General features: G+C 62.1%; 19 protein-coding genes. 9 read left to right on the top strand and 10 right to left on the bottom strand.

Going from position 1 to position 19,289, the window contains the following annotated elements; translation table 11 throughout:
* The first annotated feature begins 61 nt into the window (after positions 1 to 61).
* The 4 genes from AAAX31_RS04385 (at position 62) to AAAX31_RS04370 (ending at position 4,134) form a co-directional block, all read left to right on the top strand.
* Positions 62 to 1,054 carry a helix-turn-helix domain-containing protein gene (locus tag AAAX31_RS04385; protein WP_124785749.1) on the top strand — a complete coding sequence of 331 codons (993 nt, stop codon included), beginning with the start codon at positions 62 to 64 and terminating at the stop codon, positions 1,052 to 1,054.
* A gap of 170 nt (positions 1,055 to 1,224) precedes the next feature.
* Positions 1,225 to 2,664: a glycoside hydrolase family 1 protein gene (locus tag AAAX31_RS04380; RefSeq protein ID WP_349076292.1), complete on the top strand. Its 1,440-nt coding sequence runs from the start codon at positions 1,225 to 1,227 to the stop codon at positions 2,662 to 2,664.
* 140 nt (positions 2,665 to 2,804) lie between these two features.
* Positions 2,805 to 3,341: a PTS glucose transporter subunit IIA gene (locus AAAX31_RS04375; RefSeq protein ID WP_117790320.1), complete on the top strand. Its 537-nt coding sequence runs from the start codon at positions 2,805 to 2,807 to the stop codon at positions 3,339 to 3,341.
* A 235-nt stretch (positions 3,342 to 3,576) separates the two neighbouring features.
* On the top strand, positions 3,577 to 4,134 hold the full coding sequence (locus AAAX31_RS04370; RefSeq protein WP_117757704.1) for a hypothetical protein: 558 nt from the start codon (positions 3,577 to 3,579) through the stop codon (positions 4,132 to 4,134).
* A gap of 493 nt (positions 4,135 to 4,627) precedes the next feature.
* Here the strand turns inward: AAAX31_RS04370 and AAAX31_RS04365 are convergent, their stop codons facing one another.
* The 8 genes from AAAX31_RS04365 to trxA form a co-directional block, all read right to left on the bottom strand.
* Positions 4,628 to 5,296: an HAD-IA family hydrolase gene (locus AAAX31_RS04365; RefSeq protein ID WP_117757705.1), complete on the bottom strand. Its 669-nt coding sequence runs from the start codon at positions 5,294 to 5,296 to the stop codon at positions 4,628 to 4,630.
* 105 nt (positions 5,297 to 5,401) lie between these two features.
* Positions 5,402 to 6,436: a hydrogenase expression/formation protein HypE gene (hypE, locus tag AAAX31_RS04360; protein WP_349076291.1), complete on the bottom strand. Its 1,035-nt coding sequence runs from the start codon at positions 6,434 to 6,436 to the stop codon at positions 5,402 to 5,404.
* Between the two features lie 48 nt (positions 6,437 to 6,484).
* On the bottom strand, positions 6,485 to 7,597 hold the full coding sequence (gene hypD, locus AAAX31_RS04355) for a hydrogenase formation protein HypD (RefSeq protein ID WP_226790499.1): 1,113 nt from the start codon (positions 7,595 to 7,597) through the stop codon (positions 6,485 to 6,487).
* Positions 7,597 to 7,857: a HypC/HybG/HupF family hydrogenase formation chaperone gene (locus AAAX31_RS04350; RefSeq protein ID WP_006235228.1), complete on the bottom strand. Its 261-nt coding sequence runs from the start codon at positions 7,855 to 7,857 to the stop codon at positions 7,597 to 7,599. The genes hypD and AAAX31_RS04350 overlap by 1 nt, the downstream gene beginning before the upstream one ends.
* Positions 7,858 to 7,988: 131 nt before the next feature.
* Entirely contained in the window at positions 7,989 to 10,460 is a 2,472-nt protein-coding gene (hypF, locus tag AAAX31_RS04345) for a carbamoyltransferase HypF (protein ID WP_217107419.1), read from the bottom strand.
* A 117-nt stretch (positions 10,461 to 10,577) separates the two neighbouring features.
* Entirely contained in the window at positions 10,578 to 11,090 is a 513-nt protein-coding gene (nikR, locus tag AAAX31_RS04340) for a nickel-responsive transcriptional regulator NikR (protein ID WP_217107420.1), read from the bottom strand.
* 1 nt (position 11,091) lies between these two features.
* Positions 11,092 to 11,340, bottom strand: coding sequence for a hypothetical protein (locus tag AAAX31_RS04335; RefSeq protein ID WP_006235225.1), 249 nt, complete (start codon positions 11,338 to 11,340; stop codon positions 11,092 to 11,094).
* A gap of 221 nt (positions 11,341 to 11,561) precedes the next feature.
* Complete coding sequence (trxA, locus tag AAAX31_RS04330) at positions 11,562 to 11,882, bottom strand: thioredoxin (RefSeq protein WP_217107421.1); 321 nt, start codon at positions 11,880 to 11,882, stop codon at positions 11,562 to 11,564.
* Positions 11,883 to 12,018: 136 nt separating this feature from the next.
* Between trxA and AAAX31_RS04325 the strand changes: the two genes are divergently transcribed.
* A complete protein-coding gene (locus tag AAAX31_RS04325; RefSeq protein ID WP_217107422.1) occupies positions 12,019 to 12,594 on the top strand; it encodes a hypothetical protein in 576 nt (191 codons plus the stop codon).
* A 64-nt stretch (positions 12,595 to 12,658) separates the two neighbouring features.
* Here AAAX31_RS04325 and AAAX31_RS04320 read toward each other — a convergent pair whose 3' ends face one another.
* Both AAAX31_RS04320 and AAAX31_RS04315 read right to left on the bottom strand, forming a co-directional pair.
* On the bottom strand, positions 12,659 to 13,936 hold the full coding sequence (locus AAAX31_RS04320) for a GHKL domain-containing protein (RefSeq protein ID WP_349076290.1): 1,278 nt from the start codon (positions 13,934 to 13,936) through the stop codon (positions 12,659 to 12,661).
* Entirely contained in the window at positions 13,936 to 14,658 is a 723-nt protein-coding gene (locus AAAX31_RS04315) for a LytTR family DNA-binding domain-containing protein (protein ID WP_217107424.1), read from the bottom strand. Before AAAX31_RS04315 ends, AAAX31_RS04320 begins: the two co-directional genes overlap by 1 nt.
* Positions 14,659 to 14,951: 293 nt before the next feature.
* On the opposite strand from AAAX31_RS04315, the gene nadA reads away from it, so the two are divergent.
* Genes nadA through AAAX31_RS04295 form a run of 4 tightly spaced genes read left to right on the top strand, consistent with a single transcriptional unit; the run spans position 14,952 to position 18,816 of the window.
* On the top strand, positions 14,952 to 15,977 hold the full coding sequence (nadA, locus tag AAAX31_RS04310; protein WP_349076289.1) for a quinolinate synthase NadA: 1,026 nt from the start codon (positions 14,952 to 14,954) through the stop codon (positions 15,975 to 15,977).
* A 53-nt stretch (positions 15,978 to 16,030) separates the two neighbouring features.
* Complete coding sequence (locus tag AAAX31_RS04305; protein ID WP_349076288.1) at positions 16,031 to 17,407, top strand: FAD-binding protein; 1,377 nt, start codon at positions 16,031 to 16,033, stop codon at positions 17,405 to 17,407.
* 3 nt (positions 17,408 to 17,410) lie between these two features.
* Positions 17,411 to 18,271, top strand: coding sequence for a carboxylating nicotinate-nucleotide diphosphorylase (gene nadC, locus AAAX31_RS04300; RefSeq protein WP_217107427.1), 861 nt, complete (start codon positions 17,411 to 17,413; stop codon positions 18,269 to 18,271).
* Entirely contained in the window at positions 18,271 to 18,816 is a 546-nt protein-coding gene (locus AAAX31_RS04295; protein WP_217107428.1) for a transcription repressor NadR, read from the top strand. Before nadC ends, AAAX31_RS04295 begins: the two co-directional genes overlap by 1 nt.
* Positions 18,817 to 19,289: the final 473 nt, after the last annotated feature.

Raw genomic sequence — 19,289 nt, 5'->3', positions numbered from 1 at the left:
GGCGCGTTCTGCTAATATCTGAATCACGACGAACTATGACCAAATCAACGATTGGCAAGCCATGGAGATCGACGAGCTCGAGCGTAGGCTCAGCGAACTGAGCACCAGTGAGATCGCTTATAAAGACGGCATGGCATTTGATTGGTCGATTATGACCGAGCATGTCGAAATCGACGGATGCCCAGTGCGCAAGATTGGGCAGCCAGGGTTTGCCTATGCCCAGCCCGGCATGCCGCGTGGCCTGACGATAAGGAAAAACTCGCGCTTTAATGCAGTTCCCGAGCACGTGCATGATTACGTGGAGATGAGCTATGTGTATCGCGGGCGCTGCCCGCAGACGGTGGCGGGGGAGAGGCTCGAGTTGCGCCGCAACGAGGTGCTTTTGCTCGACGCCCTTTGCCCTCATGCCGTGGCGGCGCTCGGCGAGGACGACATCATGCTGAGCATGACCGTTTCACGCTCTTTTTTGCGCCGGAGTCTCGAGTCGAGCCTCTCGCGCGAGAGCGCGGTCTCGCGGTTTTTGTTCAACGCGCTCAACAGCGAGACGGACCATCGGGGCCATGTCCGTTTTCATTGCGGCGAGAGCCGTCGGATTCGGCGCTACATGCAGGAGATGCTCTGCGAGCTGTACGACCCGAGCCCCAACGGTTCCGAGATCGTCCTGCGTCTGTTTCAGCTGTTTTTGGCCGAGCTCATGGATTGCTACGAGCGCGAGCTGGTGCGCGGCGCGGCGGACGGCGCGGCGGGGCCCACTGCCCTGGTGACGGGAATGCTTGGCTATATCGATCGCGAATTCGCTGCATGCTCCCTCGAGGGGATGGCGGCGGAGTTTGGCTTGAGCCCTAATTATGCGACGGCGCTCCTCAAGCGACATGTGGGCAAGACCTTTAGGCAACTTGTGCAGGAGCGACGCCTGGTGCGTGCGGCCGAGCTTCTGCGCGGTGGCGCCACGGCCGGGGCGGCTGCGCATGCGGTGGGCTATGAAAACATGAGCTTCTTCTACCGTAAGTTTCACGACAAGTATGGCTGTACCCCCGCGGCATACCGCCGGTAAGCGCGGGGCGGATCGTCTTCGCTCCTTCGGTGTCAAAATGTTTCAGCTGCAGCGCTGTTGCAGCGCGCGTCTGCGAAAAGAAGTGTCCAAATCGGCGCCTTCGCCCTGGCCTGGAGCGACTCGGCGGCATACTCGTTTCATCAGCAACACGCATGAGCGAGGAGACACTTATGGGATTCCCCGAGGGTTTCTATTGGGGTGGCGCTACCGCCGCCAATCAGTTTGAGGGCGCTTGGAACGTGGACGGCCGCGGTCCGTCGGTCGACGACCACTTCTTGGGCGGCAGCTACAAGGAGCCGCGCCAGATTACGATCGACATCGACCCTAATCGCTTCTACCCCAACCATGACGGTATCGACTTTTACCATCACTACGAGGAGGACATCGCGCTGTTCGCCGAGATGGGCTTTACCATGTTCCGCATGTCCATCTCTTGGAGCCGCATCTTCCCCAACGGCGACGACGCCGAGCCCAACGAGGCCGGCCTCGCCTTCTACGACCGCGTCTTCGACTGCCTGCGCGCTCACAATATCGAGCCGCTCGTGACCCTGTCGCACTACGAGATGCCCTATCACCTGGTCGAGAAATACAACGGCTGGGCGAGCCGCGAGCTCATCGGCTTCTTTGAGAAGTACTGCCAGACCGTCTTCGACCGCTATCAGGACAAGGTCAAGTTCTGGCTCACCTTCAACGAGATCAACTGCGGCACTCAGGACATGGGCAACCTCTTTGAGACCAGCATGATCCAGGGCTTTGAGGGCCCGGCTTCGGCGGTCCACACCACGCCGCAGGCCCGTATGCAGGCCCTGCATCACCAGTTTGTCGCCAGCGGCCGCGTCGTGCGCTATGCCCACGAGCACTATCCGCAGTTTAAGATGGGCAACATGGACTGCTTCATCCTCTCCTATGCCGCCACGTGCGATCCGGCCGACGTGTTCGCCACGCAGCAGGAGATGAATACCATGAACTGGTACTGCTCCGACGTGCAGGTGCGCGGCAAGTATCCGTTCTATGCCAAGCGCTTCTGGGCCGAGAACGATGTCGAGCTTGTGATGGAGGACGGTGACCTGCAGGATATCGCCGACGGCAAGGTCGATTTCTACACCTTTAGCTACTACATGTCCGGCACCGTGGGCACCCACAGGGATCACGAGATGACCGAGGGCAACATGACCTTTGGCGGCAAGAACCCCTATCTGGAGTCCACCGATTGGGGCTGGCAGATCGATCCGCTGGGCCTGCGCATCGCCCTCAACGAGATTTACGCCCGCTACGAGATTCCGCTGATGGTGGTCGAGAACGGCATGGGCGCCTACGATGAGGTCGAGGAGGACGGTTCCATCCACGATCCGTACCGCATCGCCTACTTGCAGAGCCACATCAAGGCCATGGGCGAGGCCATTGCCGACGGCGTCGACCTGATCGCCTACACCTGGTGGGGTCCCATCGACCTGGTGTCCGCCGGCACCGGCGAGATGCGCAAGCGCTATGGCTTCATCCACGTCGATAAGTACGACGACGGCACCGGTACCTACGAGCGCCGCCGCAAGGACAGCTTCTACGCCTACCAGAAGATCATCAAGTCCAACGGTGCCGAGGGCCTGGATTAATCGACAATATGAGTGCCACCGGGGAAAAGCGTTGGGATGGGCTCGCGATTCGAGTCCCCACCTTAGCATTTGAACCATTTGGCACTATAATCACCATAGGCATGCGCACAACGTTGCGCTTAATCAAGAGGAGAAAACGTATGGGTCTGTTTGACATGTTCAAGAAGAAGGCTGAGCCCGCGACTGCCGCTGCTCCGTCCTCCATCTCTGCTTCTGCCGGCGCCGACGTGCTGTGCTCGCCCGTCAAGGGCAAGGTCATCAAGATGGCCGATGTGCCCGATCCCGTCTTTGGCGGCGAGGTCCTGGGCAAGGGCTGCGCCGTGTGGCCCGAGGACGATCTGGTCTACGCTCCCTGCGACGGCAAGGTGACCGTCACCATGGGTCACGCCGTGGGCCTGCAGTCCGATAGCGGCATCGAGGTTCTGGTGCACGTTGGCGTCGATACCGTCAACATGAACGGCGACGGCTTCGAGGGCTTCGTCAAGGCCGACGATGTCGTTAAGGCTGGCCAGCCCATGCTCAAGATCGACCGCGCCAAGATCGCCGCTGCCGGCTACAAGGACTGCGTCGTCGTGGCTGTGTCCAACACCGCCGAGTTCGCCGACGTCGAGCTCGCCGTCGAGGCTGACTCCGCTGTCTCCGCTGGCGATGCCATCGTCAAGGTCGTCCGCAAGTAGTCTGCGGCAACATAAGGGTGTTTTGGGGTGGTCGGGTTATCCGGCCGCCCTTTTTTATTGCAATGCGGCGGAACGTTTTATTGCGCGTTGGGCGGACCGGTAAACCGTTCGGACGTTAAATCGAGCCGACTGCGCCTTTGCTTTGCCGGGGGTGTTCGTTATCGGCTAGTATGGCCTTATTGTTACGACGCGCACCGCGTCGGGAAGCGCGGTGCCGCTTGTTGGGAGGAATGTCATGAAGAAGAAGCTGCTGCTTGCGCCCCTGATGGCTGTTCTGGTCGCGTGCGTGGTTGTGCTTTCCGGCTGCGGAGGTCCTTCGGTTGAGGAGCTCATCACCGAGGATCTTACGACGCAGTTTGACGAGGTCAAGAACGGCGGCGACGACTTCCTCGCCGGCCTGGAAGAGGCCTCGGGCGACGAGTTCGAGCAGCTGGGCATCGATCCCAAGGAGTACGCCAAGAGCTATCTCGAGGGTTTTGACTACAAGATCGGCGATGTGACGGTCGACGAGGACAAGGGCACCGCGACTGCCGATGTCACCATTACCTGCAAGTCCATGAACAAGATCGTTGAAGATTTCGCCACCCAGTATCAGGAGAAGATCGCGGCGCTCGATACGATGCCTTCCGAGGACGACCTGTACAAGATGGCCGGCCAGGTCATGGTCGACGTGACCAAGGCCGCTAAGACCAAGGACACCAAGGTTACCTTCAAGTACACCGCCAATGACGATGGCGAGTGGTCTGCTGACGATTCCGCAACCACCGAGATGATGAATGCGATGATGAGCTAGGGGAGTTACGCGGTAGTTCGTTACGGCGTTTTACCAAACGCCGTAACTGCCCGACGCTGCGCGGGCACCAGAGCGACAACTTGTCATTCAAAGAGGACGGCATGACCAGAAGGTCTATACCGTCCTCTTTTCATGCCAATTTGTTCGCACTGGTGCCCGCTCGCTGCCCGTCCTCTACCTGCGGCGTTGCCATGGTAGTCATTGAGGCGGCACTTGGGGACGTTCCTTTTCTGCCGGCAGTTGGGGACACTCCTTGTATCAACGCCGTATCAAATGCTCGGGAAAATGCGACCCGGTTTTTTGGCCGAATTCCGGGTCGCGGTTTCCGGATGGGGCGGGTTGCGGAAACCGCGACCCGGAATATTGCTCTGAAACGGGATACGGTTTCCCCGACGCGCCTCAAACGGAAAGTGCATCCCATTTCGGAGCTCCAAAACGGGATGCACTTTCCGCGTGGAAGAATTGTCGCAGCTGCGTTAAGCGGTGTCGCTCGCTACTCGCCCAAGATTAGCTCGGCGAGTTCGTCCTGCGTATCTACCACGTAGTCGGCACCGGCGGCTTCCAGCTCTGCGCGGCCGCGGAAGCCCCAGCTGACGCCCGCGCTCTTAAGGCCGGCGTTGTGGCCGGTCAGAACATCGACATTCGAATCGCCCACATAGAGCGTGGTTGCCGGATCGGCGCCCAGCTCTTTCATCACATGCAACGTGACGGGTGCCTCGGGCTTGGGCGGAAATGCGCCCACACGGCCCTGTACCAGCGCAAAGCGATCGGGGCCAAAGTATTTCTCGATAAGCGGGGCTGCCGAAATATGATCCTTGTTGGTGAGCACGGCAAGCTGAACGCCCGCTGTGCGCAGACGGTCGAGCATCTCAATCGTGCCGGCGTAGGGTGAGGTGTGGTCCTCCTTGTGCTCGCCGTAATAGGCCCTAAACTCGGCAAGCGTCTGCTCAAACATACGGCCGTCGCCCGCGTACTCGGCGGGCATAAAGCGCTCGACCAGCTTGAGCATGCCGTTTCCCACCTTGTAGCGGTACTCGTCTACGGCAAACGTGGGCCAGCCGTGCATCTCGCAGGTATGGTTGCTGGCGGCCGCCAGGTCCTCGAGCGTGTTGAGGATGGTGCCATCCAGATCAAAGATCACATGGGAAAAAGCTGCTGCCATGGGTGCTCCTGCCGCTTGAGTTGTAAAACGCACCCCATGATACTGGGCATGCGTGCCGGGCATGTTTGGAATCTGAATATCTTTAATAGCCCTGAGCCTTTGTCGTTAGCAAATCCTCGGCAGTTGTTCTCCCACAAGCATGTCGAGGATACGGGTCGAGCCCCAGCCGGTGCGTACGCGCACGGCGGGACGGGCGCCCTCGGCAAGTGGCAGCACGCGACCGATGATGGCGGCGTTCTCGCCGTAGCGGGCGGCGCGCATGGCTGCCAGCGCGGCATCGGCTTGCTCGGCCGGCACCACGGCAACCATCTTGCCCTCGTTTGCCACCTGCAGCACATCGTAGCCGAGCATCTCGCAGGCTGCCTGCACGTCGGGGCGCACGGGCACGGCATCCTCGTCGACCTCCATGGCAACGCCGCTGGCCTGGGCAAACTCGTTGAGCGTGGACGCCAGGCCACCGCGCGTGGGGTCGCGGAAGCAGCGTGTGTCGGGTGCTGCGGCAAGCACATCGGCAATCAGGTGGTTGAGCGGCGCGGCATCGCTTTCGATGGTGCTCGAAAACGCCAGGCCCTCGCGTTGGCTCATGATGGCGATGCCGTGGTCGCCGAGTGTACCCGACACCAGGATGATATCGCCGGGCCGGCAGTTGGCGCCGCTGAGCGCCACGCCCGCGGGCACCTCGCCCACGCCGGCGGTATTGATGTAGACGCCGTCGGCCCCGCCGCGCTCGACCACCTTGGTATCGCCCGTGATTATGGACACGCCCGCCTCGCGCGCCGTCTCGGCCATCGTCTGCACGATTTGACGCAGCTTGTCCATGGGATAGCCCTCTTCGAGGATAAAGCCGCACGATAGGTAGCGCACGTTGGCGCCCGAGGTCGCGACGTCGTTGACGGTTCCGCACACGGCGAGTCGGCCGATATTGCCGCCGGGGAAGAACTGCGGCGAGACTACAAAGCTGTCGGTCGACATGGCGATGCGCCCGCTCGCGGGCAGCGCAGCGACGCCGGCATCGTTGCCCTCGAGCAGTTCGGGCGACCCAAAGGCATCCAAAAAGACCTCATCGATGATGCGTTTCATCATCTGGCCGCCAGAGCCGTGGCCCAACAGGACAGTGCTATCGGTGGCAGTACGGGACATATCGAAAACTCCAATCGTGGGTGGTGCCGGTGTGTGGGTGTGTCCGGGCTAGTCGCGGTAGCGGTAGTACGCCGCGCAGCTGCCCTCGGAGCTCACCATGCACGGGCCGACGGGGTGCTCGGGCGTGCAGGTGCGGCCAAAGAGCGGGCAGCTGCTCGGCGCAATGGCCCCGCGCAGCACGTCGCCGCAGCGGCACCCGCGCGGCTCGACCGTCGCCTCAACGGGCACGTCAAAGCGAGCACGGGCATCAAAGCGCGAGAACTCGGGGCGGATGGAAAGACCCGAGTTGGCAATCAGCCCCAGCCCGCGCCATGTGGTATCGCACGGCTCAAATACCTGCTCGACCAGCTGGCGCGCCACGGGATTGCCGTCGGCATTGACGCCGCGACGGTAGGCGTTGTCGATTGCGGGCCTGTCCTCGACAACCATCTGGACCAGCATACAGATGCCCTGCAGGATATCGACCGGTTCAAATCCTGTGACCACGCCCGGGGTATTGAACTCGTCGACCAAAAAGCCAAAGGGGGCTAAGCCCGTGATGGTGGCGACGTGTCCCGGCAGGATAAAGCCGTCGATGGCGGTCTCGGGATCGTTGGCGATGGCGCGCAGCGCCGGCGGCGTGGTCTTGTGGGCGCAATAGACCGAGAAGTTCAAAAGCCCGCGCGCTTCGGCCTCCAAGATGGCGGCGGCGATGGTGGGCGTTGTGGTCTCAAAGCCCACGCCCATAAAAATGACCGGGCGATCGGGGTTTTGCTCGGCAATGTCGAGCGCGTCGAGCGGGGAGTAGACGATGCGAATGTCACGCCCTGCCGCTTTTTGCGCAGCGAGCGAGGTGGATGATCCGGGCACGCGCATCATGTCGCCAAAGGTGGTGATGATGGCGCCGTCTATGTTGGCGAGCGCGATTGCGTGGTCGATGTCGCGGTTGGCGGTGACGCAGACGGGGCAGCCCGGGCCGCTCAGCAGCTTGAGCCCGGCCGGCATAATGGAGCGAAAGCCATAGCGCCCGATGCTCACGGTATGCGTGCCGCAGACTTCCATAAGGTTGATGGCGCGGTCGCCGACAAGCTCATGAATGCGCTCGATGAGCTCGCGAGCCAGCTTGGGATTGCGGAATGCCGAGAAGTCGATACCGGAGCGAGCCGGTTGTTCGGGCGCCACTAGTAAGCCTCCGCCGGGTTGGTGGCAAGCTGGTCTTCTTCGACCAGCTCGGACATGGCATTAACAAGCTCGAGCGTTTCCTGTGCTTCCTGCTCGTCGACGATCTGGATGCCAAAGCCGGCGTGTACGAGAATATAGTCGCCAACCTGCGCCGTCGGCACGAGTCGCAGCGACACGGGGCGCTCGATGCCCATCATGTCGACGGTGGCCTTGAGGTCGTCGTCGCGTTTGACTACTTTACCGGGAACGGCAAGGCACATATTGTTCCCCTTTTATACGCTTTGCGCTGGACGGGCGCTCAATAATCCATCAGTTGATGGTAGCGCTCGCGGGCGCTGCGGGCAAACGCGCTACACCTGTGAGACGGCGGCTTGCGGGCTGGCCGAACAGCCTATTGCGGTGCGACCTGTGCGAGGCGAGTGCGTGCGACTGCCGCCTGACCGTAGGCGATGCAGCCGTCGTTAACGGGCACGGTTTGGGGAATCAAGACCGTAAGGCCTGCGTCTTTAAGCTTGCGGGTGAGGAACTGAAGCAAAAGTCGGTTCATGAACACGCCGCCCGAGAGCGCGACGGTATCGATGCCCTCGTGCACGCAGATATCGCTGGCGATGCGCGCCGAGGAGCGCGCGACGGCGACATGGAAGTCGAGTGCGAGCCTGTCGGCGGGCGCTCCGGCTTCAATTCCTCCCAAAAGTGCCTCAAAGAGTGCTTTCTGGTCCAGAACATAGGGGCCGTCTAGCCACGATGGGCCAGATGCGAAATAGCCGGCGTTGTCGTCGGGAAAATGGGCGATTTCGTTGTCGAGCGCGCGCCAGGCGGCGGCCTCAAGCTCGATGGCGGGTTCGCCCTCGTAGGTTGCCTTGTCGCAGATGCCCAGAATTGCTGCTGCGGCATCAAAGAGACGCCCCATGCTGCTGGTACGCGGGCTGTTGATGTCGCGCTCGATCATGGTGGCTGTCACGCTGCGCGTTTGCTCGTCGAGGCTGTCCAAAAGTCGAGCGGCACCTGGGTGCTCGAGCAGGCCGAGCTCACTGAGCAGGGCAAAGGCGTTGCGGCGGGCGTCGCGCACGGAGGCCGCCCCGCCGGGGAGCGCCCAGGTGCGCAAATGCGCGGCGCGCTCAAAGCCGCCAAGGCCGGCGACAAGAAACTCGCCGCCCCAAATGGTCCCATCGGTGCCGGCGCCGGTGCCGTCAAAGGCGATGCCAAGGACGCGCGCGTCGGTTGTAAGCTGGCCCGCGGCGATGGCCTCGGCCATTACGCTCGCGATATGCGCATGATGGTGCTGCACCTCGACGAGCGGCAGATTGCATTTTCGCGCCTGCTCGCGCGCCCACTGGCCCGATAGATAGCTGGGGTGTACATCGCAGGCCAAGGCGGCGGGCGCCAAGTCAAAGAGATCTTCCAAGCGCGTGCGCGCGGCGTTCCAGGCATCGAAGGTCCCGCCGTTTTCAACATCGCCGATATGCTGCGACACAAAACAGGTTGCCTCGCCGTTCGTCCCTTCGCGCGTGAGCGCAATCGTGGCCTTTTGTTGTGGCCCGCAGGCGAGCACGCAGGACGGAGCGCCGTCGAGCGCCGGCAACGGCAGCGGCTGGGGTGCATATCCGCGAGCGCGGCGCACGGGCATAACGGCGCCGCCGACCACGCGCACTACAGAGTCGTCGTAGCGCGAGAGGATCGCGCGGTCGTTACCGAGCAACGCGTCGGCGATGCCGGCGGCAACGAGGTGTTCCCAGGCAAGATCGTCATCGGTCTCGATGGGCTCTTCGCTCAGGTTGCCGCTGGTCATGACGAGCGCGTGCATACCGCAGGCTTCTGCCACGGCAAGCAACAGATGTTGAAGCGGCGTATAGGGGAGCATGACGCCGAGCTCGGGCAAGTCGTGCGCGACAGATGGCGCGAGGGCGAGGATGTCGGGGGAACCGCCGTTGCCCTCGCCAGCAGTGCGCTGGCGCAGCAGCACAATGGGGCGGATACTGCCGGCGAGCAGATCGCGTTCAGCATCGTCGATATGACACAGGCGCCCGGCATCGGCAAGACTGCGCACCATGACGGCAAGCGGCTTATTGCTGCGGCGTTTGCGACGGCGCAACTCGGCCACCGCCTGCTCGTTGGCAGCGTCACAGGCTAGATGGAATCCGCCCAGGCCCTTGATGGCGACGATGCCACCGCTGGCCAGCAGCTCAACGCAGCGCTCGATGATAGCGTCGCTGGCCTCGCGTGTGGTGCCGACGGCCGGTGTCGCGGACGAATTCCCGCACGCATCGCCGTTCACAGCCTCGCGCCACGTAATATGCGGCCCGCAATCAAAGCAGGCATCGGGCTGTGCGTGAAAGCGACGGTCGAGTGGATTGGCATACTCTGCGGCGCAGGCGGGGCACATGGGGAAACGGTCCATCGAGGTAGCCGCTCGGTCATACGGCAGCGACCGGATGATGGTAAAGCGTGGGCCGCAGTTGGTGCAGTTGATAAAAGGGTAGTGATAGCGCTGATCGGCGGGGTCGAACAGCTCGCGCAGGCAATCGTCACAGGTGGCGATATCGGGCGAGACGAGAGTCGTGTGCGCGGTCTGATCCTGCGACGCTACGATGCGAAAGCCCTGCTCATTGGCAGTGCTCCAGCCGCTAGGCTCCAAATCCGCAATATCGACTCGCTCAACGTGAGCTGCCGCAGGCGCATGCTCAGAAAGCGCGGCAACAAAAGCATCGAGCGCATCGGCCGGAGCGTGCGCCTCGATATGCACGCCGTCGCCCGCGTTGAGCACCCATCCGCAAATGCCATGCGCCATGGCCTCGCGATACACAAACGGTCGCATGCCAACGCCCTGCACAATGCCCGTCACATGAATATGCACATGCCGCATGCGACACCCCTCATCAAAACCGACCAAAAAGGGACAGGTTTATTTTGGTAGGTAAAACTTCTAAACCTGCCAAAACAAACCTGTCCCTTTTTGGCAGGTGCGCTGCGGGAAATCCCGCTACAGCCCCAGGCTCTGCTTGGTGGCGGCGCACGTGAGCTCGCCGTGCTTAACGCCGCGCAGGCCCAGCAGGCGGTCGGACAGTTCGTAGACGCGCTCGCCGCGACCCTTGAGCGCCAGGATCTCCAAGCAGTTGTGGTGATCCAGATGTACGTGCATGGTCGATACGATCTCGTCGGTGTAGTCGTGCTGCACTTCGTCCAGACGGCGCGTCAGGTCGCCGGTATGGTGGTCGTAGATCATGGTGAGCGACCCGATAACATGCTCATCGGGCGTGCGCATCTGCTCTTTGGCGATCGAGGCGCGAATCAGGTCGCGCACGGCCTCGGAGCGGTTGGCCACGTCGCCGCGGCGCGCGATCTGTTCGTCAAAACGGCGCAGCAGGTCGTCCGGTGCGGTAACCGAAAAGCGGACCAGCTCGGAGCCGGAGCCACTACAGTGGCAGCCTGCGTCACCGTCCGCCCCGTGCGGATGCTCGTGCTCGTACCCGCAGCCGTGCTCATGTTCGGCCACGTTACACCAGCTTCACGGAGCCGACGGAGTTGTGGTCGGCCTCGATGGCTTCCTCGTAGCCCTCGAGCGCGTCATGCGCCTCGTGCAGCGCGGCCATGGCGGCCTCGAGCTTGGCGCCGATGCGCTCCATGTCAAAATTCTCGGTCGCATGCAGCAGCTGATGGCTCCACTCATGAGCGAGCTCGATGGTGTCGTCGACCTGTTTGACGCTCATGGCAAGCTGACTCATGTTCATTCCAACATCATGCATGGGAAATCTCCTTTTGTATGGGGCAGTTCAGTGGTTCAGATTTTACTACGCCCGCTCTGCGCGCAGTTGCATAAGAAAACGGGTACGAGTCTGTGCGACCCGCACCCGTTCACTGGGGGCTGTTTGTGACTACCATACTATCCGTGGTTGCACTCGGTGCATCCAGAAGTCCGGCGAGCGGTGCAAAAGCGCTCATAGACGGCGAGTAAGTAACAAGCGTATTACAGATGCTTCTCCAGCAGCGCCTGCAGCCTCGCCTTGGGTAGAGCGCCAACCGAGCGGTCAATCTCCTCGCCGTTCTTAAACACAATCAGCGTGGGGATGCTCATGACGCCATACTTCATGGCCAGGTCCTGGTTGTCGTCGACATTGCATTTGGCAACGGCAAGCTTGCCCGCCAGCTCATCGGCAACCTCGTCAACGATGGGCGAGAGGGATCGACAGGGACCGCACCACGGTGCCCAAAAATCAACCAGCACGGGCAGGCTGTCGTTAACGATGGAATCGAAGTTCTCGGGGGTAATCTGATTAATGCCAGCCATGGTGACCTCCATAATGCGACGCGGCTCGGCCGCGTAAAACTCAGTACGACCGTGCTTATACCCAGCCGCCCGCAAAGCAACCACTCGCGGGCAGCTCTTTTATATAATGGTGGGCACGCAAACGATTGGAGAGCGCATGTCCACGTCACAAAGCCAGAAAAAAGAAGCCATCGCCCAGGCGGCCGAGCAGGAGCTCACATCGCTTGCGGTCCGTGGCGTGCGTATCGCGGGCAACGCGTGCTCGCCGATCGTTCTGGTCAAAGGCGATTTGGACGACGCCGAGCGTTCGGGTGGCGAGCTTGCTGCCGGCCCGGATGGCACGGCGTTGCGCAAGGCGCTTGGGGCCATCGGCTACGCGCCCGAGGATTTTTGCGTGCTGGCAAGCGTCGCCGGCGTGGGTGACGGAGCGGTCGCGGTGGGCGAGACTCTGCCGTGCGAGCTGTTCCGCGAGGCGCTTGAGGCTTTGGATCCCGAGGCGGTGCTACTGCTCGACAACAACGCGGCTGACGCCATGCGCGAGACCTACGCCGATATGCTCGTGGCGATCGATGACTTCGACACCGCCATGCTCAAGCCCGGCTTGGTCGCCCATGTGCAGGGTCGCCGCGTGCTCGCGCTCGACGGTTTTGAGGCGGCGCTAACTGACAAAGCCGCCAAGCAGCGCATGTGGGCATACATCAAGCAGCTGACCCCGGCGGCCGCTCCGCTGTAGCGGATTAGCGCCGGCGAGCGATTGTCTGGCGGGCAAGGCACGCCTCGAGATCGGCGCCGCACTTCTACATCACAGCGCGCAGCTCAAACCGATCGCCGTTAATGCGGAACTGGCAGTTGCCGTTCATGCGTTCGACGGCAAGCTTAATGCTCTTGGTTCCAAAGCCGTGTCCGGTGTGCCCGGCTACGGGCATGCCGTCGACCATGCGCGGCGCGCGGTCAAACGTGTTGGAAACTAACAGCAGCAGCTGGCCGTCCTCTAATCGCAGGTCAAAGTCGACGAATCGCTTTCCTTGGGGTGCGGCGCTTGCAGCGGTGATAGCGTTTTCCAAGGCATTTGAGAGCACGCTAAACAGGTCGGCGTCACCTACGTGGATGGTTTCGGGTACGGCGGCGCGCAGGTTGGCGGTAATGCCGTTTCTATTGATATCCGAGTTAAATGACGAAAGCGCGATGTTTACGGTCTCGTTGGCGCAGAAGCGGCGTACGGCGGTGCGATCGCCGACTTCGCAGAGTTCATCGATGCGTTTGAGCGCCTCGTCGGTGTGGCCCTCCTCAATTAAAGCGGCCAGGCCGCGTAGGAAGTGGCGCATATCGTGGCGAAGAATCGACAGCTCGCGCCCAGATTGACGCCAAGCCTCGAGCTCTTTGATGGCGGCGCTGTCGCGGGTTTCGAGCATCCAGCGCTCTCGCTCGGCGGTTTCCTTTTCTTCGTATTCGCGCAGGTAAACGGCAAGAAACATAAGATAGAAGGCACAGAGCGCAAATGCCAAAAACTCAACCGTCACCACCGAGCCCGAGTGGAACAGCGTGGTGTAGACGTTGGTGGCATAGTCAAAGACGTAATAGACGAGCGGCAGGATTAAAAGGATGCCCAGCTCGGTGGTGCTTTTAATCGCCAAGCGCGGACCGATGTCGCCGGCCCAATGCAACAGGACGGCAAAGGCGGCGAGTGTGGTCGCGATGCGCGCCAGATAGTACGCGATCTGAGAATCGGTTGCGGCAAATGCGGCAATGCCCATCCAATTGCTGAACTGGCAGCTCAGATAGGCACTCGTAATGCCGAGTACGGCAAGCAGCGGGCTCAGGCGGTAGCGCGCGCACAAATAGATGACGAGCGGCAGATGCACGACGAGTGGATATACCTGGCGGGCGAAAAGCTCGCCGCCGACGGCATTGGCGAGGCCAAATGCGCATCCAGTTACGGCACCGACCAGCACCAGTTCAAGCGCATGACGCCGGTTGATCTCGACACCGCACAGCGCCGCCGAGGCAAAGACGCCAAAGAGCAGCGTCGTGGCGTGGTGGATTGCCCAAAGGATCATTTCGACCGTGGAGACCATCAGTGTCTCCCACCCTCAAAGCGCACCGCAAAGTAGGCGTCTTGGAATCCCTGCTTGCAGCTGCGCGAAAGCGGGATGCACGCGCCCGAGCGCATGACGATGTCCGTGCGGTCAAAGTGATCGATATTGCGCAGGTTGACCTGGTAGCTGCGGTGGCATTTAAAGAAGGTGGCATTTTGCGCCAAACGGTCTTCGACGCTGCGGAACGACTCAAGTGCCTCGATATCGCGTCCGTCGCGCAGGTGGAAGACCACGTGCTTGTTGCGCGCCTCGGCATATTCGATGTCGGACAGGCGCAGGGCGTGGTAGCCAAAGGAAGTTTTGATCACGAGCTCGTCGGTTGCCGCCGGGCGCATGCTCGAAAGCTCGTCGAGCAACTGCGCTAGGCGTTCGTAAGCCACGGGCTTGAGCAGATAATCGAAGGCGCGGACCTCGTAGGACTCCAGTGCAAACTCGGGCGATGAGGTGAGAAACACCAGACGCACGGCGGTATCGGCCTGGCGCAATTCGCGCGCGGTGTCCATGCCGTTGACGAGCGGCATGATCATATCGAGCAAGATGATGTCGGCGCGCGATGCGGCATGGCGGGCCAGCAGGTCCTCGCCGCGCGTGACGAGCGCAACATCGACCGCCGTGCCCGTCTCGCTCGACCAACGGTCGATCATCCGGTGCAGTCTATCTAGAAAAGCGACGTCGTCGTCGCAGGCAATAATCTTGAGCATTCTGAGCCCCCTTAGTAGTTCGATTTTGCCACATTGGGTGCGGACCGCTCGCGGAGGCGTGTCCCATTTGCGCCCCACGTCGCGCAACTCGCGCCGAGCGGTATTGCGGTGGCGAAAGATGCCTCCTGCGCTATCGAGAGCTCGGCTATCCTCAGCTTGCCAGTTCGAAAATGGACCTGCCGCATGATTGAATCTTTATTTCAACTTTACACCTAGGTTTACAGCTGTCTTGTCAGCTGTAAACCTAGGTGTCATACTAAAGCCCCAAGATTCGCCAAAAGAGAGGGGCCTTGATGGCACAGAGCGCGAACATGGATGCGTCGGAGCTTGCACGCGATATCGCGGCCGGCCTAGCATCGGCAACGACGGCAACGGAGCGCGCGGCACTGGTGCCCGCAGAGCTTGTCGAGGCCATTCAACAACTAAAAACCCAACGTGACGCGGTGATCCTAGCGCACTATTACGTGGCGCCCGAGGTACAGGCCGTGGCTGATTACGTCGGCGACAGCTTTTACCTGGCAAAGCTTGCCAAGAGCCTGCCGCAGCAGACCATCGTGCTGTGCGGCGTGGAGTTTATGGGCGAGAGTGCCAAGCTGCTCAGCCCCACCAAGACCGTGCTGCTGCCCGAGCCGGGCGCGGACTGCCCCATGGCGCACATGGTCAAGCGTGAGACGGTCGACGCGGCGCGCGCCGAGTACGGTGACGACCTTGCCGTGGTCTGCTACGTCAACTCCACGGTCGAGATCAAGAGCTGGAGCGACGTGTGCGTCACCAGTTCCAACGCCGTTAAGATCGTGTCCGAGCTGCCGCAGCAGCATATCCTGTTCATTCCCGACCAAAACCTGGGACGCTTCGTAGCCGAGCAGGTGCCGCAAAAGCACGTCATCCTCAACAACGGCTACTGCCCACGCCATCACATCATCACCGTCGAGCAGATCGTCGACGCGACGGAGGCCCACCCCGACGCGCTCGTGCTGGCGCACCCCGAGTGCAAGGCCGACGTTCTGGCCGAGGCCGACTACATCGGCTCCACCGCCGGCATCATCAGGTATGCCGAGGAGTCCGACGCGAGCGAGTTCATTATCGTGACGGTCCGCGGCGTGCTCTACGAGCTCGAGCGCCGCTGCCGGGGCACCGGCAAGAAGTTCTACTTCCCCGCGGTGCAGCCCACCTGCGTCAACATGGATCTCATCACGCTCGAAAAGCTCGTGCGCTGCCTGGAGACGGGCGAGGGCGAGGTGCAGATCGGCGTGTCGGACGAGGCTGCCGACCAGGCCAAACTCACGCTCGACCGCATGCTCGAGTACGCAACGCGCTAGAACAATGTGACAAAGGGACAGTCCCTTTGTCACATTCAAGGGAAAGGATTCCTGTGGAAACCAAGCAATACCCCGATATGGAGTGCGACGTCGTCATTGCCGGCTGCGGCGTGGCAGGCCTGTACGCGGCCCTCAATCTGCCGACGAGCACGCGTGTGATCATGCTCTCCAAGGGCGCTGTCGACGAGTGCGATTCGATGCTCGCGCAGGGCGGCATCTGCGTGCTGCCTGAGGGATCGGACTACGATGCCTTCTTTGAGGACACCATGCACGCCGGTCATTACGAGAATCGCCGTGAGAGCGTCGACATCATGATCCGCTCGAGCCGTTCGGTCATCAACGACCTGCTAGCGCTGGGCGTGGATTTTGAGCGCAAGGCCGACGGCAGCCTCGACTTTACCCGCGAGGGCGCGCACAGCCGTCCGCGCATTGCCTTCCATGCCGATATCACCGGCAAGGAGATTACGACCAAGCTGCTCCAGGCCGTTCGCAAGCTGGATAACGTGCAGATTTTGGAGCACGTGGCCATGACCGATATCCTGACGGGCGAGCGTGACGGCGCCACGGTGTGTGCCGGTGTCGTCGCCGTTTCCGTGGACGAGGACAACTCGGTTCGTCCTGCCGACGAGCTGGCAAATGCTGCCGAGGGCGTGCATGCCGGCGAGCCGTTTAAGATCCATGCCCGCCACACGCTGTGGGCGACGGGCGGCATCGGTGGCGTATACGACCACTCGACCAACTATCCGCAGCTCACGGGCGATGCCTGCTACATCGCTCAGGAGCATGGCATTAAGATGGAGCACCTGGACTACGTGCAGATCCACCCCACGGGACTGTTCTCGCCGCAGCCGGGCCGCACCTTCCTGATCAGCGAGAGCTGCCGCGGCGAGGGCGCGATTTTGCTCAACGCCGCCGGCGAGCGCTTTACCGACGAGCTTCAGCCGCGTGATGTGGTCGCCGCCGCTATTCGCGAGCAGATGAAGCAGGACGGTACCGAGCACGAGTGGCTGAGCTTCGCCCCCGTCGAACGCGATGTGGTGACCGGGCATTTTGCCAACATTCGCGCGCGCTGCCTTGAGGACGGCCGCGACATCTTGGACGAGCCCATCCCCGTTACGCCCACGCAGCACTACTTTATGGGTGGCGTATGGGTCGATAAGGACGGCCGCACCTCGATGCCCGAGCTCTACGCCGCGGGCGAGACGGCCTGCAACGGCGTTCACGGCAAGAATCGCCTTGCATCAAACAGCCTGCTCGAAGCGCTGGTCTGGGGTCGTCGCGCCGCGTGGTATATGCGTACCGGCGAGTCACTGGCCGTGGAGCAGGCGGGCGATCCCGCGCTCGATGGCCGTCATCGCGCCCTGAGCGCCGACATCCTGGCAATCGATGATTTGGCCCGTGCCGCCGGCACGCAGGCCGTGGAGGAGTAGACCATGAATCCCATTACCATGAAGCTCGTCGTCGATGATCTGATTTTGCAGGCTCTGCGCGAGGACATCACGTTTGAGGACGTGAGCACGGCGAGCGTGTGCCCCACGGCGCGTCCCGCTACCGTTGAGCTTATCGCCAAGGCCGACGGCATCATCGCCGGCTTGGATGTGTTCGCCCGCACCTTTGAGCTGTTGGATTCGCAGAGCTCGGTGCTGTTCGACGTTGCCGGCGGTGACGAGGTGCACGCCGGCGACCATGTGGGTCAGGTGCGCGGCGATGCGCGCGTGCTGCTTTCGGGCGAGCGCGTGGCGCTCAACTACCTGCAGCGCATGAGCGGCATCGCTACCTACACGCACAGCATGGCCGCGGCGCTCGAGGGCACCAAGACCGTGCTCGTCGACACGCGCAAGACCACGCCGGGCATGCGCGTGTTTGAGAAGGCGGCGGTCGAGATCGGCGGCGGCAGCAACCACCGCTACAACCTGTCGACGGCCGTCATGCTCAAGGACAACCACATCGATGCCGCCGGTGGCGTGACGCGTGCGATCGAGATGGCGCGCGCCCATGCATCGTTTACCACGACGGTCGAGATCGAGTGCGAGAACCTGGACATGGTGCGCGAGGCTGTGGAGGCCGGCGCCGATATCATCATGTTCGACAACATGACCCATGACGACATGGCCGCCGCCATAGAGCTTATCGCCGGTCGCGCCAAGACCGAGTGCTCGGGCAATGTGGATGCCAGCAATATCCGCGCCCTGGCTGATCTGGGCGTCGACTACATTAGCTCGGGGGCATTGACGCACTCTGCGCCGATTCTCGACCTCTCGCTTAAGCACCTGCGTCTGCTGGACGGTAAATAATGGACGCCCGCGAGCGTCGCCGTGCCATCATGGCCGTGCTCGAGGGAGCCAAGGGGCCAGTTTCGGGCAGCGCGCTTGCCCGCGAGGTGGGTGTGAGCCGCCAGGTCGTGGTGCAGGACATCGCCCTGCTGCGCGCCGATGGGCACGATATCGTGGCGACCAACCGCGGCTACGTGCTGCAGGAGGCCCCCAGCAGCCCCGCCGTGCCCACGCGCTTGGTCAAGGTTCGCCACAGCGTGGAGCAGGCAGGCGATGAGCTCACGAGTATCGTCGACGCCGGAGGCGCCGTGCTCAACGTGATCGTCAATCACCGCGTGTACGGTAAGATCACGGCCGACCTGGACATCCGCAATCGTCGCGATGTTGAGCGCTATCTGCGCGATATCGAGAGCGGCAAGAGCTTCCCGCTGCTGACGGTGACCAGCGGCTACCACTTCCATCGCATTGCGGCGGAGGACGAACAGACCCTCGACGAGATCGAGGCGATGCTCAAGGAAAAAGGCTACCTAGCAGACCTGATGCCCTACGAAGACGATCTCTCTTAGCCGACGCTGCAAACGCCCCTAAGCGGCAATCTGACGTTCAATCGTCGGTCGCGTACCCAAAGTACGCTTCCCTCCTCTTTCACGTCACCTTGCTCGCTTAGGGACGTTTTCGCTCATATGACCCAATCCGCTGTCAAGAGCCACAATGGCCCCGCCGACCGCTTGCAATCGGTCGGCGGGGCCTGCCGTTGAACCCGTCCCGGTCCGCCCCCGGCATGTCGTCGACGCCTTCGGCTCAGTCTCATATCCGCGGATACCGTTCTGTCGGCCCGCACTCCATTCCTTCGGCGGGGCTCCCCAAGTCTGACTACGCGCATGCGGCCGCTGCCGCGCGCCCAGCGAAAGCGGGGGTATCCCCGAAGGCTGCCCGGCTCGCCGGGACGGGGGCTATGTCTATTCGGTTGCCTCCCGGCACATCGCGCCGAGGGCCCACAGCCACCTCACGAGCTCGGCGGCGGTGGCGGCGTTCGCCT

Origin of the sequence: Collinsella sp. CLA-ER-H5, from assembly GCF_040092375.1 — a bacterium.
In the GTDB taxonomy this organism is placed as follows: domain Bacteria; phylum Actinomycetota; class Coriobacteriia; order Coriobacteriales; family Coriobacteriaceae; genus Collinsella.
The sequence above is the reverse complement of the archived record's forward strand: the minus strand, read 5'-3'. Positions and strand labels throughout refer to the sequence as shown.